This is a genomic window from Streptomyces sp. NPDC043854 (assembly GCF_056436005.1).
Genome location: NZ_JBWKDK010000028.1, coordinates 91342 through 107170, shown reverse-complemented (window position 1 = coordinate 107170; position 15829 = coordinate 91342). Strand labels below are relative to the sequence as shown.

Annotated in this window: 17 protein-coding genes and 1 pseudogene; 5 read left to right on the top strand and 13 right to left on the bottom strand. The window is 72.8% G+C overall.

From position 1 onward, the window contains the following. Window positions 1-94: 94 nt before the first annotated feature. From AC068A_RS24380 to AC068A_RS24350, 7 genes and pseudogenes are all read right to left on the bottom strand, one after another. Complete coding sequence (locus tag AC068A_RS24380; RefSeq protein WP_478588143.1) at window positions 95-880, bottom strand: DUF3159 domain-containing protein; 786 nt, start codon at window positions 878-880, stop codon at window positions 95-97. Between the two features lie 3 nt (window positions 881-883). Continuing rightward, window positions 884-1303, bottom strand: coding sequence for an OB-fold nucleic acid binding domain-containing protein (locus AC068A_RS24375; RefSeq protein WP_478588141.1), 420 nt, complete (start codon window positions 1301-1303; stop codon window positions 884-886). A gap of 25 nt (window positions 1304-1328) precedes the next feature. Beyond that, window positions 1329-2015 (bottom strand): response regulator, encoded by a 687-nt coding sequence (locus tag AC068A_RS24370; RefSeq protein ID WP_478588139.1) that lies wholly within the window; start codon window positions 2013-2015, stop codon window positions 1329-1331. A gap of 227 nt (window positions 2016-2242) precedes the next feature. Next, window positions 2243-2455: pseudogene (locus AC068A_RS24365) on the bottom strand (sensor histidine kinase KdpD); the annotation flags it as partial. A 232-nt stretch (window positions 2456-2687) separates the two neighbouring features. Further along, window positions 2688-3464 carry a DUF3710 domain-containing protein gene (locus AC068A_RS24360; protein WP_478588138.1) on the bottom strand — a complete coding sequence of 259 codons (777 nt, stop codon included), beginning with the start codon at window positions 3462-3464 and terminating at the stop codon, window positions 2688-2690. 1 nt (window position 3465) lies between these two features. Next, the gene (gene dut / locus AC068A_RS24355) at window positions 3466-4011 is read right to left on the bottom strand and encodes a dUTP diphosphatase (RefSeq protein ID WP_478588136.1); all 546 of its coding nucleotides are present in this window, start codon (window positions 4009-4011) and stop codon (window positions 3466-3468) included. Next, window positions 4011-4595 (bottom strand): PaaI family thioesterase, encoded by a 585-nt coding sequence (locus tag AC068A_RS24350; RefSeq protein ID WP_478588134.1) that lies wholly within the window; start codon window positions 4593-4595, stop codon window positions 4011-4013. The genes dut and AC068A_RS24350 overlap by 1 nt, the downstream gene beginning before the upstream one ends. Before the next feature lie 58 nt (window positions 4596-4653). Here AC068A_RS24350 and AC068A_RS24345 point away from each other — a divergent pair, with 58 nt between their 5' ends. Then, complete coding sequence (locus AC068A_RS24345) at window positions 4654-5127, top strand: DUF3093 domain-containing protein (protein WP_478588132.1); 474 nt, start codon at window positions 4654-4656, stop codon at window positions 5125-5127. A gap of 65 nt (window positions 5128-5192) precedes the next feature. Here AC068A_RS24345 and AC068A_RS24340 read toward each other — a convergent pair whose 3' ends face one another. The 4 genes from AC068A_RS24340 to AC068A_RS24325 all read right to left on the bottom strand — a co-directional run bounded on the left by AC068A_RS24340 (window position 5193) and on the right by AC068A_RS24325 (window position 8742). Continuing rightward, window positions 5193-6131 (bottom strand): hypothetical protein, encoded by a 939-nt coding sequence (locus AC068A_RS24340; protein WP_478588130.1) that lies wholly within the window; start codon window positions 6129-6131, stop codon window positions 5193-5195. 12 nt (window positions 6132-6143) lie between these two features. Continuing rightward, window positions 6144-6440: a DUF4193 domain-containing protein gene (locus tag AC068A_RS24335; protein ID WP_179178219.1), complete on the bottom strand. Its 297-nt coding sequence runs from the start codon at window positions 6438-6440 to the stop codon at window positions 6144-6146. Window positions 6441-6832: 392 nt separating this feature from the next. Then, window positions 6833-8083: a sensor histidine kinase gene (locus tag AC068A_RS24330; RefSeq protein ID WP_478588128.1), complete on the bottom strand. Its 1251-nt coding sequence runs from the start codon at window positions 8081-8083 to the stop codon at window positions 6833-6835. 5 nt (window positions 8084-8088) lie between these two features. Next, complete coding sequence (locus tag AC068A_RS24325; protein WP_478588126.1) at window positions 8089-8742, bottom strand: response regulator transcription factor; 654 nt, start codon at window positions 8740-8742, stop codon at window positions 8089-8091. Window positions 8743-8986: 244 nt separating this feature from the next. Here AC068A_RS24325 and AC068A_RS24320 point away from each other — a divergent pair, with 244 nt between their 5' ends. After that, the gene (locus AC068A_RS24320) at window positions 8987-9154 is read left to right on the top strand and encodes a hypothetical protein (protein ID WP_478588124.1); all 168 of its coding nucleotides are present in this window, start codon (window positions 8987-8989) and stop codon (window positions 9152-9154) included. Between the two features lie 160 nt (window positions 9155-9314). On the opposite strand, the gene AC068A_RS24315 is transcribed toward AC068A_RS24320, so the two are convergent. Both AC068A_RS24315 and AC068A_RS24310 read right to left on the bottom strand, forming a co-directional pair. Further along, a complete protein-coding gene (locus AC068A_RS24315; protein WP_478588122.1) occupies window positions 9315-10145 on the bottom strand; it encodes an inositol monophosphatase family protein in 831 nt (276 codons plus the stop codon). Window positions 10146-10158: 13 nt separating this feature from the next. Continuing rightward, complete coding sequence (locus AC068A_RS24310) at window positions 10159-11328, bottom strand: ferrochelatase (protein WP_478588120.1); 1170 nt, start codon at window positions 11326-11328, stop codon at window positions 10159-10161. A 168-nt stretch (window positions 11329-11496) separates the two neighbouring features. On the opposite strand from AC068A_RS24310, the gene AC068A_RS24305 reads away from it, so the two are divergent. The 3 genes from AC068A_RS24305 (at window position 11497) to sepH (ending at window position 15710) form a co-directional block, all read left to right on the top strand. After that, entirely contained in the window at window positions 11497-12777 is a 1281-nt protein-coding gene (locus AC068A_RS24305; protein ID WP_478588118.1) for an MFS transporter, read from the top strand. Further along, window positions 12704-14065, top strand: coding sequence for a D-arabinono-1,4-lactone oxidase (locus tag AC068A_RS24300; RefSeq protein ID WP_478588116.1), 1362 nt, complete (start codon window positions 12704-12706; stop codon window positions 14063-14065). The genes AC068A_RS24305 and AC068A_RS24300 overlap by 74 nt, the downstream gene beginning before the upstream one ends. A 604-nt stretch (window positions 14066-14669) precedes the next feature. After that, window positions 14670-15710 (top strand): septation protein SepH, encoded by a 1041-nt coding sequence (gene sepH, locus AC068A_RS24295; RefSeq protein WP_478588115.1) that lies wholly within the window; start codon window positions 14670-14672, stop codon window positions 15708-15710. The last annotated feature ends 119 nt before the right edge of the window (window positions 15711-15829 follow it).

The following is a 15829-nucleotide window of genomic DNA, read 5'->3' as shown; positions in this document are numbered from 1 at the left end:
CGGGAGGGGGGGAGATTGTTGGAGCTCCCCGTCAGAGCGAGGGAAGCCGGGTCGCCCCCCCCCCCCTTCGCGCGGCCCGGAGGGCCTCAGGCCGTCAGGCCCCCGGCTCCCGGGAGGCAGCGGCCTTGGCCGCCTTCCGCTCGGCCTCTTCCGCCTCGTACTCCGCCATCACGTCGATCGGCGGCGGCGCCTTCGCCAGGAACACCCACGTGAAGTACACCGCCAGCACCATGGGCGGCAGCTTCAGCGCGATCAGCAGCCAGCCCAGCTGGGTCGCGTCGCCCCACCAGTACAGCGGGAAGAGGATCGCGTACTTGGCCAGGAAGATGATGCCCCAGGCCAGGCTGGCCTTGGTGTACGCCTTCTTCCGGCCGGGGTTGCGGGTCCGCCAGGACAGGTTCTCCTTGAACACCGGCCCCAGCACCACCCCCAGCAGCGGGAACCCCACCAGTGCGGACAGCGTGAAGGCCACGCCCAGTCCGGCGCCGTAGATCATGCCCGGGAGGTAGAAGCCCTTGGCGGTCCCGGTGAAGAGCGCGAAGGCCACGCCCACGCCCACGCCGAAGACGCCGCTGAAGGCGTGCTTGACGGTGTCCCTGCGCAGCAGCCGCACGATCACGAGCAGGACCGCGACCGCGCCCGCCGCGATGGCGGACATCTTCACGTCCTTGTTGATCGTGTAGATCATCACGAAGAGCAGGCCGGGGAGCATCGTCTCCACGGTGCCCCGGACGCCCCCGAAAGCGTCGAAGAGCGCCGCCTGGGTCACCGCGCCCTGGTCGGCGGCGGGTTCCGGGCCCTGTCCCTGGGGTGCCTTGGGTCCCCGCGGCGCCTGGGCGGGCTGCCCGGAGGGCGTCGGGGGTTTGTCGAGTGACGTCACCGGTTACTGCTCCTTGCCGAGCGGTCGGAGTTCGTACTTCGGATTGAAGAGGACCCGGCGGCCGTGGCTCATGGCGATCCGCCCGGAGGCGATCAGTCGGCGGCCCGGTTCGATTCCCACGATCGAGCGACGCCCCAGCCAGACCACGTCCAGCGCGGCGGAGCCGTCGAAGAGCTGCGCCTCCAGTGCGGGAACGCCCGCACGGGGCCGCAGGGTGACGGTACGCAGGGTCCCGGTGACCTTGACTATCTCCCGGTCGTGGGAATCGCAGATCCGCGTGCATCCCGCGGCTTCTGCATCCTCCTGCAGCTCCGCCGAATGCAGCTCCTCCTGGGAGGAGGACAGCCTTTCGATCATCCGGCGGAACCGGCCCGCCGGCCTGACCGGCTTGGCGGACTTCTCGGGACGCGGTTCAGCACTCATACCAGGAAGCGTACCGGCGCCCGCACTACCTCTCGAAGCGGTATCCCATGCCCGGCTCCGTGATGAAGTGCCGCGGATGCGAGGGGTCCGCCTCCAGTTTGCGCCGCAACTGCGCCATGTAGACGCGCAGGTAGTTGGTCTCGGTGCCGTACGAGGGACCCCAGACCTCCTGGAGCAACTGCTTCTGGCCGACCAGCTTGCCGGCGTTGCGGACGAGCACCTCCAGCAGGTGCCACTCGGTGGGCGTGAGCCGCACGTCACGCCCCTCGCGCACCGCCTTCTTCGCGGCCAGGTCCACGGTGAAGCCGTCGGTCTCCACGACGACCTCGTCCCCGCCGGCGCCGGCGACGGGCTCGGCCCGGCGCACGGCGGCGCGCAGCCGCGCCAGCAGCTCATCCATGCCGAAGGGCTTGGTGACGTAGTCGTCGGCCCCGGCGTCCAAGGCCTCGACCTTCTCGTCGGAGCTGTGCCGGGCGGACAGGACCAGGATCGGGACCCGGGTCCAGCCGCGCAGCCCCTTGATCACCTCCACGCCGTCCATGTCGGGCAGGCCGAGGTCCAGGACGACCACGTCGGGGTGGCGGGCCGCGGCGAGCTCCAGGGCACCGGCCCCGTCGGCGGCGGAGTCGACCTCGTACTTGCGTGCCTTGAGGTTGATCACGAGGGCTCGGACGATCTGCGGCTCGTCGTCCACCACGAGCACCCGGGTCATGGAGGTCCTGCTTTCTGTCGAACGGGGCGTATCGGGTCGGTCGGATCGGTCGGCTCGGTCGGATCGGCGGCCGGCAGCCCCGGATCGACCGCCACCGTCGGCAGCGACGCGGGGACGTCCGGGACGACGCTGTCCTCGGGGACGCCGCCGAGGGCCATCGGGACCACCTCGTCGAGGTCGAACTCGCGGATCAGCGGGGTGACGGTGCCGGCCTGCAGGCGGGAGGGGAACACCGCGCCCCGGCACTCGGCCTCCCGGCACGGCACGGCCTCCAGCCCGTGGAGCACCGCCTCCGTGCGCGTCCGCCCGTGGTGCTCGACGAACCCCACCACGCAGTCCGTGCCGCGCTCCACACGGCGGTGCGCCTCGCAGAGCATCGCGTACGCCTTGCCCACACCGGGGGCCGCGCCGAGGTGGATCCGAAGCTTGCCGCGTGCCATGCGCCCATTCTCAAGGACGCTTGTACTGTTCACGCACTCTTGGCCGGTCGTCCGCCCATCTCTGACGGATCCCTGACGGCCGCCCCCGGACACGGCTGCGGGCCGCACCCCGAAGGGGCGCGGCCCGTGTCGCGCACGTCGGCGCACGGCCGGAAACCGGCCGGAACCGGCCGCTGCGCCGGCTGGCCGGTGCAGCAGCGGCGGCGGCCGCCGCAGGGGCGGCGCCGCGGGGTCAGCGGACCTCGGTGATCTCCGGGCCGCGCTCCAGCTGGCCCATGCCGCCGGAGAAGCGGGAGCCCTCCTGGTCCTCGGCCTGCACGCCGTCCGGCACCATCTGGGCGTCGTTCGGCAGCTTGAGCACGATCGGGTCGCGCGGAGCCATCGGGCCGTCGCCGCGGACGATGACGGTGTCCCGGAAGATGGCCTCCAGCACGCCCGCCGACTCGGGGCGCACCGCGCCCTGGCCGGAGATGACGCCGCGCAGGAACCAGCGCGGACCGTCGACGCCGACGAAGCGGACCAGCTGGGCGCCGGTCTGGCCGTCGGGCATCGGCACGGGCACCTGGGCGCGCAGCTCCCAGCCGAGCGGGCCCTCGACCTCGTCGATGAGGCCGCCCTGCTGGATGATGCCGGCCGCGATCTCGTCGCGGACCTCGCCCCAGATGCCTTCCTTCTTGGGTGCGGCGAAGGCCTGCAGCTGCACGGCGCTGTCGCCCAGCACGACCGTCGCGGCGACGATCGCGTCACCGGCGACCTCGACGCGCAGCTCCATGCCCTCGACACCCGGTACGAGGATGCCGCCGAGGTCGACCCGGCCCTCTGCCGGGGAGCCGGGCACCTCGGTGACGTCCCACGGGCCGTCGGGTCGCGGGGCCGGCGGCAGGTTCACCCTGCGGGGGGCGGCGTCGATCTCCTCGCCGTCCTGGCCATCGGCAGCCACGCCGTCCACGACCTGCTCGGCCGCGCCGCCGTCCTTGGCGGAGTCGTTCTTCTTGCGACGTCCGAACACGTCACTGTCCTTCCCGGTCGGATACGACCGAAGCGTAGCCATTCCCACCCTGCTGACCAGCGCCGTTTCCGGCCACGGCCGCATGGCCTCCGGTGGAGCCGAACCCCCCGTCGGCCCGCGCCGAGCCGGGAAGCTCCGCCACCTCGTGGAAGCGCACCCTCTCGACCCGCTGGACAACCAGCTGGGCAATGCGGTCGAAGCGCTCGAACCGGACGCTCTCGCGCGGATCGAGATTGACCACGATCACCTTGATCTCCCCACGGTACCCGGCATCCACCGTCCCCGGGGCATTCACGAGCGCGAGCCCGCAGCGGGCGGCCAGTCCGGAGCGCGGGTGCACGAAGGCCGCGTACCCGTCGGGCAGGGCGATCGAGACCCCGGTGGGCAGCACGGTGCGCTCGCCGGGCGCGAGCTCGGCGGCCTCGGTGGTCACCAGGTCGCAGCCGGCGTCGCCGGGGTGGCCGTACGCGGGAAGGGGCACCTCGGGGTCGACACGCTTGATCAGCACGTCGACCTGGTGACGGGGGTCGTGATTGTTCAGAGCCATCAGGGGTTCACCTCGAAGGCGCGTGCGCGCCTGACCTGGTCCGGGTCGGCCATGACCGCCCGGATCTCCTCGGGCCGACCGTTGTCGATGAAGTGGTCGACCTTCACCTCTATGAAGAGCGCGTCCGCGCGCACGGCGACGGGGCCGTCGGGCCCGCCGATCCGGCCGACCGCGGTGGAGTAGATCTTGCGGCCGGCGACGGCGGTCACCTCGGCCTGGAGGTGCAGTACGGTGCCCACGGGCACCGGCCGCACGAAGTCGGTCTCCAGCCGCCCGGTCACCGCGATGACGCGCAGCAGCCAGTTCAGGGAGCCCAGCGTCTCGTCGAGCGCGGTGGCCAGGACGCCGCCGTGCGCGAGGCCGGGAGCGCCCTGGTGGGCGGGCCTGACGGTGAACTCGGCGGTGACGCTCACGCCGTCGCCGGCCCGCGCTTCCAGGTGGAGCCCGTGCGGCTGGCCCCCACCGCAGCCGAAGCACTGCTCGTAGTGCGAGCCGAGCAGGTCGCCGGGCGCCGGGGCCTCCGGGTGCCGGACCGGTGCGACGGCATCGCCCGGGGGCGTCAACGCTGTGTTTCGTCCACTCACAGGCGCAGACCTTACCCGCGCCACTACCCGCCGGTCGCCTCGTGGCAGGCTTGACGTCATGCAGCTCTCCCCCGCGCACCACGACGAACGTCTGACCGCCCCCCGCTCCTGGTGGGGCGTCGCCGCACTCACCGGTCTGGCCGGCGCCCTGATGCTGCTGCCGCTGGGCACGCTGCCGCTGCTGGCCGGGCTCATCGGGGGCGCGGCGCTGGCGGGGCTGCTGGTGAGCTCGTACGGCTCCGCGCGGGTGCGCGTGGTGAACGGGTCGCTGGCCGCCGGCGATGCGCGGATCCCGGTGTCGGCCCTGGGCGAGCCGGAGGTGCTGGAGGCGGAGGAGGCGCGCGCCTGGCGCACGTACAAGGCGGACACCCGTGCGTTCATGCTGATGCGCAGCTACGTCCCGACGGCGGTGCGGATCCCGGTGACGGACCCGGCGGACCCGACGCCGTACGTGTACCTCTCCACCCGGGAGCCCGCGGCGCTGGCCGCGGCGGTCCGGGCGGCCAAGTCCGCCTCCCCGGCCGGCGGCTGACCCGGGCGGCGGCCGGGCGGCCGGAGCACCTCGCGGGCCCGGGAGGCATCCCGCGGGCCCTCGGATCAGCCCTGGGGTTCGGTACGCGGTCCTTGCGGTCCATCGAGGGCGGGCCCGGGGTCTCCGGGGGCCTCGAGGAGGCGCTGGGAGGGCAGCGGGAGGGGCGGAAGCTGCGGCAGGGCACTCCAGGGCACGGCCCGGTTCCGCAGGTCCGCACGGACCTTCTCGGCGAGTCTGCGGGTGTCGCGGCGGTTCATGACCGCGCCGACGGCCGCGCCCACCATGAACGGCATCAGGTTCGGCAGGCTGCGGATCATCCGCTTCATGATCTGCTGGCGCAGTTCGCGCTTCACCTGGCTGCCGAGGACCGCGTTCAGCGTCGACGGCCTCATCAGGTCGACGCCGCGCTCCTCCGTCCAGGCGGTCAGGTAGGCGAGGCTGCGGTCCTTGACGTTGCCGGGGGGCCGCAGGCCGTACACCTCGTGGAGCTCGGCGACGAGCTTGAGCTCTACGGCGGCGACGCTGATGACCTCCGTGGCCAGCTCCACGGGCATCGCGGGGGGCACGGGCAGCATGGCCGCCGCGCCGATGCCCGCGCCCACGGTGGAGGTGCCGTTCGCGGCACCGGCGATCAGCTTGTCGGCCAGCTGATCGGGGCCGAGGCCCGGGAACTGGGCCCGCAGGGTCGCGAGGTCCCGGACCGGGATCCGCGGGGCGATCTCGATGATGCGGTCCGCGATGTACAGGGCGGCGGCCCTGGCGCCTTCGCCGCCCCTGCGCACACCGCTCTTGACGGCCTGCAGCCGCCGGGCTGCTCCGGCCCGCTGCCGGTCCCCTTGGCCGGACTCCGCGGCCGCCGGGACCGCCGCCGCGGTGTCGGGGTGGGCGGCGGGCACGCCGGGAGCTCCTGGGCCCGTTTCCGGGCCGGTGGCTCCCGCCGGTGTCTCCGCCGGATCAGCGGACTTCCGGAAGCGAAGCCTGCGGAAGGGTGTCGAGCCGGTCACGGCCGACGCCTCTCAGTCACAGTCGCGGCAGATCGGCTGACCGTTCTTCTCGCGCGCCAGCTGGCTGCGGTGGTGCACCAGGAAGCAGCTCATGCAGGTGAACTCGTCGGCCTGCTTGGGCAGCACCCGGACGGCCAGCTCCTCGTTGGAGAGGTCCGCCCCGGGGAGCTCCATGCCCTCCACGGCGTCGAAGTCGTCGATGTCGACGCTCGAGGCCGACTTGTCGTTCCGCCGGGCCTTGAGCTCTTCGATGCTGTCGTTGTCGACGTCCTCGTCGGTCTTGCGTGGGGTGTCGTAGTCCGTTGCCATGTTTCGCTCTCCCCCTCTGGGATTTAGCGGTGTCTCAGCGCACGTAACGCGCGAGAGGCCGGACTTGTGCCCGACCTGAGGCGGAGATTTTGCCTCACATCAAGGTCTGTTACTCAATCGACACCCAGCCGCGCGCCTGAAGGGGCGACCGGCTGGGATGACGACCGGGACCGTACACGGTCCGCAGACCGCCTTGCACAAAGGCCACCCGGTGTATTTTCCGCCGGGCGGGGGGCCGGAAACCCGGACTTGCCTGACTTTCCGGGCCTTCCGCGCCTTCTTTGGGCCACTGAACGCACATGACCCCACACTCGACTATGTGACCGATCACACAGAATTCAACTTGTTCAAAGAGCAGCTATTCAGCTGTCGGCGAACAAGGATTCGGGGGCTCAGAGGGGCAACGTGACACGCATCACGAGGCCACCGCCCTCCCTCGGCGTCGCCGTGATCCGCCCGCCGTGTGCGCGCGCCACGGAGCGTGCGATGGACAGGCCCAGCCCGACACCCTTGTCACTGCCCGTGCGCTCCGTACGCAGCCGCCTGAAGGGCTCGAAGAGGTTGTCCACCTCGTACGCGGGAACCACCGGACCGGTGTTCGACACCACGAGGACCGCCTGGCCGTGCTGCGCCTCGGTCGCGACCTCCACCCAGCCACCCTCCGGCACGTTGTACCGGACGGCGTTCTGCACCAGGTTGAGCGCGATCCGCTCCAGGAGCACGCCGTTGCCCTGCACCACGGCCGGGGCGCGCTCGCCGCGGATCTCCACGCCCTTCGCCGCGGCCTCCGCCCGGGCCTGGTCGATGGCCCGCGAGGCGACCTCGGCCAGGTCGACGGGCTTGCGCTCGACGATCTGGTTCTCGCTGCGGGCGAGCAGCAGCAGGCCCTCGACCAGCTGCTCGCTGCGCTCGTTGGTCGCGAGCAGGGTCTTGCCCAGCTGCTGGAGCTCCACGGGTGCGCCCGGATCGGACAGGTGCACCTCCAGGAGCGTCCGGTTGATCGCCAGCGGGGTGCGCAGCTCGTGCGAGGCGTTGGCGACGAACCGCTGCTGGGCGGTGAAGGCCCGCTCCAGGCGGTCGAGCATCTCGTCGAAGGTGTCGGCGAGCTCCTTGAGCTCGTCGTCCGGCCCGTCCAGCTCGATGCGCCGGGTCAGGTCGGAGCCCACGACGCGGCGGGCGGTACGGGTGATCTTGCCCAGCGGGGAGAGCACCCGGCCGGCCATCGCGTAGCCGAAGGCGAAGGCGATGATGCTCAGGCCCAGCAGGGCCATCAGCGACCGGCTGAGCAGGTCGTCCAGGGCGTGCCGGCGCTGTTCGAGCATGCACGACTGGATCGCCGCGTAGAACTGGTCGAACGGCTGCTCGCCGCCCACCCCGGGACAGGTCGGGCTGGAGACCACGATCTTCTGCCCGCTGACGCTGACGATCTTGAACGGGAGGGCGTTGCCCTCCCGCAGCGCCTGCGCCGCCAGCAGATAGATGATCGACAGCAGCAGGATCCCGGCGATCAGGAACATGCCGCCGTAGAGCAGCGTGAGGCGTATGCGGATGGTGGGACGGAGCCAAGGGAAGGGACCCTCGGGCTGGCCGGGGTCCCAGGTCGGTTTCGGAGGCGCGGACGGGGGCGCCGGAGTCGGTGCCACCCGCGTCAGATCCGGTATCCGGAACCCGGCACGGTCACGATGACCGGCGGTTCCCCGAGCTTGCGCCGCAGGGTCATGACCGTGACCCGGACCACGTTGGTGAACGGGTCGGTGTTCTCGTCCCATGCCTTCTCCAGCAGCTGCTCGGCGGAGACGACGGTCCCCTCGCTTCGCATGAGAACCTCCAGCACCGCGAACTCCTTGGGCGCCAGCTGCACCTCGCGGCCCTCGCGGAACACCTCCCGCCGGTTCGGGTCGAGCCTGATCCCGGCCCGCTCCAGTACGGGGGGCAGGGCGACGGTCGTACGCCGCCCGAGGGCGCGCACGCGGGCGGTCAGCTCGGTGAACGCGAAGGGCTTGGGCAGGTAGTCGTCGGCGCCGAGCTCCAGGCCCTCCACCCGGTCGCTCACGTCCCCGGACGCGGTCAGCATCAGCACCCGCGTGGGCATGCCCAGCTCGACGATCTTCCGGCAGACGTCGTCGCCGTGCACGAGCGGGAGGTCCCGGTCCAGCACGACGACGTCGTAGTCGTTGACCTCGACGCGCTCCAGGGCCGCGGCGCCGTCGTACACGACGTCCACGGCCATGGCCTCCCGGCGCAGTCCGGTGGCCACCGCATCGGCGAGCAGCTGCTCGTCCTCGACGACGAGTACGCGCACGTCGTTTCCTTCCTCCGGGCCCTCAGGGCACACGTGTATTGCGCCGTCCATCCTGCCCGTTTCAGCCGTAAACCGGCTGTAAGGCGCCACACGGGGCCCGATCCTGGGCGGAAGTGTGGATTCCCTGGGCTTGCGAGGTTTCTGGGCCCAGGGTGCAGGGGAGGACGTCAGCACACCCCGACCACTCCCTGACGGCGGACTGCCGCGTGCCGCCGCCGACCCATGAAGAGGGGGCGAACCCACCATGGACGCATTCACCGCAGGTCTCATGCAGCGCATCAGGACCACGCAGTCCGACCTCCAGCACGCCCGTGAGGCGGGCGACGACCACCTCGTGGAAGTGGAACAGGCCGAACTGGAGGATCTCCAGCGCCTCGCCGCAGAACACGGAGTGCCCGTCTCCGCCTGCTGATCCTCCCCCCGCCCACCCCCGGCCCCCGGCCGCCCCCAGGCGGCCGGGGTCCCTGCATGTCCGGGCCCGGGCCGACCCCGGACCGGGCCGCCGGGGCGCGGTGCCGGGGCGGGCTTCCGCGGCGCGGTGCCGGGGCGTGCCTGCCGCCGGCCGTACGCCGTCAGTCGTGCCAGGCCCCGGCGGCCTCCAGCAGCGGCTGGAGCACCTCGAACACGGCCGGCGTGCCCGCGAGCGCCAGTTCGCCGGAGGCGGGCTCCCCCGGCCTGCCGCCGGTCAGCGCCCCCGCCTCGCGGGCGATCAGCACCCCCGCCGCCAGGTCCCAGGCGTTGAGCCCCCGCTCGTAGTACGCGTCCAGCCGCCCCGCGGCCACGTCGCAGAGGTCGATGGCCGCCGACCCGCCCCGCCGGATGTCGCGCACCCGCGGGATCACCTGCTGCGCGACGTCCGCCTGCCGGGCCCTGCGGGACTGGAGGTAGGCGAACCCGGTGGCCACCAGGGCCTGGTCCAGCGGTGCGGGCGCCCGGCAGGCGAGCCGGGTCTCCCCGAGCCATGCCCCGCCGCCGAGCACCGCGTGGAAGACCTCGCCGCGCATCGGGACCGCCACGACCCCGACCAGGGTCTCCCCCTCGTACTCGGCCGCGACGGACACGCTCCAGGCGGGCAGCCCGTACAGGTAGTTGACGGTGCCGTCCAGCGGGTCGACGATCCAGCGCACCCCGCTGGTGCCCGGCCGGTTGGCGCCCTCCTCGCCCAGGAGCCCGTCGTGCGGCCGCCGCCGCTCCAGGACGGCGGTGATCAGCTTCTCCGCGGCGAGGTCCATCTCGGTCACCACGTCGATCGGGCTGCTCTTCGTCGCGGCCACCGCCAGATCGGCCGGCCTGCCGCCCCGCAGCAGCTCGCCGGCGGCCCGGGCGGCCTCCTGGGCCACCTCCAGCAGCTCGGCCGCCAGCCCGTCCGGGGCCCCGGACCCCGCCTGCGTCTCGGATGTCACGTCCGCTCCCCCTTTACGCGTACGGGCTGTCGGCCCCGGCGGCCGCCGGCCGGGGGCTCCGCGCCGGGCAGCAGCCGACCGGGCACAGGTCGTGGCTCGGCCCGAGCAGCCCGAGGGCGCACCGCTCCACCGCCTCGCCCCGCTCCGCCGCGGCCCGTTCCAGCAGCAGGTCCCGGACCGCCGCCGCGAAGCGCGGGTCGGCCCCGACCGTCGCCGAGCGCACAGCCGGCAGCCCCAGCTCCGCTGCCTTGGCCATGGCCTCGGTGTCGAGGTCGTACATGACCTCCATGTGGTCCGAGACGAACCCGATCGGCACCATCACCACCGCCGGCGCGCCTGCCCCGTGGAGCGCCTCCAGGTGGTCGCAGATGTCCGGCTCCAGCCACGGGACGTGCGGGGCGCCGCTGCGCGACTGGTAGACGAGGTCCCAGGGCAGCTCGGTGCCCGTCTCGGTGCGCACCGCATCCGCAATCACCTTCGCGACGTCCAGGTGCTGCCGGACGTACGCCCCGCCCCCGCCGTCGGCGGTGTGGTCCCCGGCCGGGCCGGAGGCGTCCGCGGCGGCGGTCGGGATCGAGTGCGTGGTGAACGCGAGGCGGGCCCCCGCGCGCACCTCCTGCGGCAGCGACTCCAGCGCCGCCAGCACCCCGTCGACCATCGGCCGTACGAAGCCGGGGTGGTTGAAGTAGTGCCGCAGCTTGTCGACCCGCGGCAGGTCGGCGACGCCCTCCTGCTCCAGGACGGCCAGCGCGTCCGCGAGGTTCTCGCGGTACTGGCGGCAGCCCGAGTACGAGGCGTAGGCGCTGGTCGCCAGCACGGCGATGCGCCGGCGGCCGTCGGCTGCCATCTCCCGCATCACGTCGGTGAGGTACGGCGCCCAGTTGCGGTTGCCCCAGTAGACGGGCAGGTCCAGACCGTGCTCGGCGAAGTCCTTGCGCAGCGCGTCCAGCAGCTCGCGGTTCTGCGCGTTGATCGGGCTGACCCCGCCGAAGCCGAAGTAGTGCTGCCCGACCTCCTTCAGGCGCTCGCGCGGGATCCCGCGCCCGCGCGTGACGTTCTCCAGGAAGGGGACGACCTCGTCGGGGCCCTCGGGGCCGCCGAACGAGAGCAGCAGGAGGGCGTCGTAGGGGCCGGCAGGGCCTTGGGCCGGGGGCGAGGCGGCGGCGCGGAGCTGGTCTGGCATGCCTCGAATCCTGCCACCCGGCCCCCGGGGCGGGGAACGGGGCCCGCCGGGCCACCCCCGCTGCACAGGTAAGGTAAACCTAACTTTCTGTCTGGATCTTCCCCGTGCGGGCGCCTCGTCGGCACACGTAACCTGTATGGGCCAGCGACGTCCCTTACGGAGGGCACCTTGCCCAGTCCCTACCGCGCAATCTTCGCCGCCCCCGGCACCAGGGGGTTCAGCGCCGCCGGCCTCATAGGCCGGATGCCGCTGTCGATGGTCGGCGTCGGCATCCTCACCATGATCTCCGAGCTCACCGGCCGCTACGCGCTGGCCGGCGCGCTCACCGCGACCCTGGCCCTGTCGGCCGCCGTCGTCGGCCCGCAGGTGTCCCGCCTGGTGGACCAGTACGGCCAGCGGCGGGTGCTCCGCCCGGCGACGCTGATCGCCCTCGCCGCGGTCGCCGGGCTGCTGCTGTCCGCGGCGAACGGGCTGCCGGACTGGACCCTGTTCGTCTTCTCGGCGCTGGCGGGCTGCGTGCCGAGCGTCGGCTCGATGATCCGCGCCCGCTGGACCGCCCTCTACCGCGAGCAGCCGCGCGAGCTGCACACGGCGTACTCCTTCGAGTCCGTCGTCGACGAGGTCTGCTTCATCTTCGGCCCGATCCTCGCCATCGGCCTGTCGACCACCTGGTTTCCCGAGGCGGGCCCCCTGGTCGCCGCGCTCTGCCTGCTGGTCGGCGTCTGGTGGCTGACGGCGCAGCGCGCCACCGAGCCGCCCCCGCACCCGCGCGACCCCGCGGCCGACCGCACCTCCGCGCTGACCTCGCCCGGCCTGCAGGTGCTGATGGGCACGTTCGTCGCGACCGGCGCGGTCTTCGGCTCCATCGACGTGGTCACCCTGGCCTTCGCCGAGGAGCAGGGCCACAAGTCCGCGGCCAGCTTCATCCTCGCGATCTGGGCGGCCGGCTCCTGCGTCGCGGGCATCGTCTTCGGTCTCCTCCACCTGGAGGGGAAAGCCGAACGCCGTTGGGTACTGGGCGTGTGTGCGATGGCCGTGAGTATGATCCCCCTCCTACTGGCCGGGAACCTGCCGTTCTTGGCCGTGGCGCTCTTCGTCTCGGGCCTCGCGATCGCTCCAACGATGATCACCACGATGGCCCTGATCGAGGCGCACGTACCACGCGCGAAGCTGACCGAGGGCATGACCTGGATCAGCACCGGCCTCGCGGTCGGTGTCGCGCTCGGGTCCTCCGTGGCCGGCTGGGTCATCGACGCCGCCGGCGCCAGGACCGGGTACGTCGTCTCCGTCTCGGCGGGGACCGCCGCGGCGGCGGTCGCGTTCGCGGGTTACCGCCGGCTGACGAGGTCGGCGCTAGGGGAGGAGCCAGCTGACGATGGGGACGGTCACAGCAGGACGGCAGCAGCCGGGGGCACCGGGCGCACCGCGGAATCCGGCAGCGTGGCGTAACTGGGCGGGCAACGTCACCGCCGCACCGGCGCGGGTGGTGGCCCCGGCCTCGGTCGGGGAGGTTCAGGAGGCGGTACGGCGGGCCGCCGAGGACGGGCTGCGCGTGAAGGCGGTCGGCACCGGCCACTCCTTCACCGCTGCCGCCGCCACCGACGGGGTGCTCCTGCGCCTCCAGGCGCTCGCCGGCATCCACGGCATCGACCGGGCCGCCGGCACCGTGACGGTGGCGGCGGGCACGGCGCTGAAGGACCTGAACCGGGCCCTCGCCGCCGAGGGCCTGTCGCTCACCAACATGGGCGACATCATGGAGCAGACGGTCTCGGGCGCGACCAGCACCGGCACCCACGGCACCGGCCGCGACTCCGCCTCCATCGCCGCCCAGATCCGCGGCCTGGAGCTGGTCACCGCCGACGGGGAACGGCTGGCCTGCTCGGCGGAGGGAGACGACGAGGAGCGCGCCGTCTTCGCGGCCGCCCGGATCGGCCTGGGCGCGCTCGGCATCGTCACCGCGATCACCTTCGCCGTCGAGCCCCTGTTCTTCCTGACCGCCCGTGAGGAGCCCATGCGCTTTGACCGGGTGACCGCGGAGTTCGAGGAGCACTTCGCGGAGAACGAGCACTTCGAGTTCTACTGGTTCCCGCACACCGGCAACTGCAACACCAAGCGCAACAACCGCAGCCAGGGCCCCGCCGCCCCGCCCGGGCCGGTGAGCGCATGGATCGAGGACGAGCTGCTGTCCAACGGCGTCTTCCAGGCCGTCAACTCCCTGGGCCGCGCGTTCCCGGCGGCCATACCCGGCATCGCCCGCGTCGCCAGCCGCGCCCTGTCCGCGCGCACCTACACCGACATCCCGTACCGGGTGTTCACCAGCCCGCGCCGGGTGCGGTTCGTGGAGATGGAGTACGCCCTTCCGCGCGAGCACGCCGTCGAGGCGCTGCGGGAGCTCAAGGCGATGGTCGACCGCTCCCGGCTGCGCATCAGCTTCCCCGTGGAGGTGCGCACCGCCCCGGCGGACGACATCACCCTGTCCACGGCCTCCGGGCGGGACGCGGCGTACATCGCCGTGCACATGTACAAGGGCACCCCGTACCAGGCCTACTTCACCGCCGCCGAGCGCATCTTCACCGCGTACGGCGGACGGCCGCACTGGGGCAAGGTGCACACGCGGGACGCGGAGTACCTCGCCGAGGCGTATCCGCGGTTCGGGGAGTTCACGACGCTGCGGGACCGGCTGGACCCGGACCGGCTCTTCGGCAACGACTACCTGAGGCGGGTGCTGGGCGGCTGAGCCCGCCCCCGGGACTCCGGTGCGGCGCCGGGCTCCCGTGCGGCGCCGGGTCCCGGGTCCCGGTCCCGGGTCCCGTCGAAGGCGCCCGTTCCTGCCCGTCCGTCACCCTGTGTGCGGCCCGCCACTCTTGGGCCCTCACAGCCCATCGCTCCCGGCAGTCACCCGACTCCCGAGCGAAGCGATTGGCTCCGTTTCTGCGGATTTTGTGAAACAAGACGCCCGAAATCGGACACCTTCACAGGTCCGGCGCGATCCGGGGCAGCCCAACTCCCGCCGACGGGGACAAGTTCGGCGGCGCGGCGGTCCACCGAGGTGGCCCGAATGGAGTACTGTGACGATCCCTGGGGCCGTGCTTCCTTTCGGCTGTCCGGACCCGGGAGAGGGGCCGGTTGACGGAGAAGCGGCACTCGGACCGGCGATGCCGCGGCATTGCACGGGCGCCTGCTTGCGCACAGTAACCACTTGGTCACTGTGCGTGCCCAACAGGTAACCGTGCCATAACGGCGATCAAGGGCGCATGCCCGACACGCCGGTTGAACTCGGCAAGGTTGTGGCAGGCTGCACCCGGGCAGGCCACACTCGACTAGCGGAAGCAGCGACGCACGTGACGTCGGCAGGCACCACCCGGGAGGTCCCCATGCCCGAACTGCGTGTCGTGGCCGTCTCGAATGACGGCACACGACTGGTGCTCAAGGCTGCGGACAGCACGGAGTACACGCTTCCGATCGACGAGCGGCTGCGGGCTGCCGTGCGCAACGACCGCGCGCGCCTGAACCAGATCGAGATCGAGGTGGAGAGCCACCTCCGCCCCCGCGACATCCAGGCGCGCATACGGGCCGGTGCCTCCGCGGAGGAGGTCGCTCAACTCGCCGGCATCCCCGTCGACCGCGTACGCCGCTTCGAGGGCCCGGTGCTGGCCGAGCGCGCGTTCATGGCGGAGCGGGCCCGCAAGACCCCCGTACGCCGCCCCGGCGAGAACACCGGGCCCCAGCTCGGCGAGGCCGTGCAGGAGCGGCTGCAGCTGCGGGGGGTCGAGAAGGACTCCGTCCAGTGGGACTCCTGGCGCCGCGACGACGGCACCTGGGAGGTCCTGCTGGTCTACCGGGTCGCGGGCGAACCCCACTCGGCGAGCTGGACCTACGATCCGCCGCGCCGCCTGGTCGTGGCCGTGGACGACGAGGCCCGCGCCCTGATCGGCGAGGCCGACGACCTGCCGACCGCCCCGGAGCCGAGCTACCCGTTCGTGCCGAGGATCGCCCGGCTGCCGCGGGACCGGCCGCTCGACCGCACCCTCGACCGGCCCGAGCGCCCCGTAGCGCCGGAGCCGGAGCCGGAGGAGGAGCGGGACACGCTGACCAGCCTGCTGGAGGCGGTGCCGAGCTTCCGCGGCGACCTCGTGGTCCCGGAGCGCAGCGACACCCCGGCGGAGGAGCCGGAGGCCGAGGAGCCCCCCGCGGCCTCGGCCGGCGCGGGCACCGCGTACGCGGACGTCCTCATGCCGCGGACGGTGGCCGGCCACCGCGACCGCCTGACGGGCACCACGGACCGCCAGGCGGAGGCCGACGGCGTCCGCCCGGGCCGCCGCGCGGCGGTTCCCAGCTGGGACGAGATCGTCTTCGGTACCCGCCGCAAGAAGCAGGAATAACCCCCTCCCCTTGCGGGGGTCCGGGGGGGGGGGGGGGGGGGGGGGGGGGGGGGGGGGGGGGGGGGGGGGGGGGGGGGGGGGGAGGGGGAGGGGGGGGGGGGGGGGGGGGGGGTTTTTGT

What these genes read in the sequence shown, in the direction of transcription:
- AC068A_RS24320 (WP_478588124.1), top strand. Translation starts at nt 8,987, where the DNA reads ATGGACGCATTCACCGCAGGTCTCATGCAGCGCATCAGGACCACGCAG.
- AC068A_RS24370 (WP_478588139.1), bottom strand. Translation starts at nt 2,015, where the DNA reads ATGACCCGGGTGCTCGTGGTGGACGACGAGCCGCAGATCGTCCGAGCC.
- AC068A_RS24375 (WP_478588141.1), bottom strand. Translation starts at nt 1,303, where the DNA reads ATGAGTGCTGAACCGCGTCCCGAGAAGTCCGCCAAGCCGGTCAGGCCG.
- dut (WP_478588136.1), bottom strand. Translation starts at nt 4,011, where the DNA reads ATGGCTCTGAACAATCACGACCCCCGTCACCAGGTCGACGTGCTGATC.
- AC068A_RS24310 (WP_478588120.1), bottom strand. Translation starts at nt 11,328, where the DNA reads ATGCCAGACCAGCTCCGCGCCGCCGCCTCGCCCCCGGCCCAAGGCCCT.
- AC068A_RS24300 (WP_478588116.1), top strand. Translation starts at nt 12,704, where the DNA reads ATGGGGACGGTCACAGCAGGACGGCAGCAGCCGGGGGCACCGGGCGCA.
- AC068A_RS24335 (WP_179178219.1), bottom strand. Translation starts at nt 6,440, where the DNA reads ATGGCAACGGACTACGACACCCCACGCAAGACCGACGAGGACGTCGAC.
- AC068A_RS24345 (WP_478588132.1), top strand. Translation starts at nt 4,654, where the DNA reads ATGCAGCTCTCCCCCGCGCACCACGACGAACGTCTGACCGCCCCCCGC.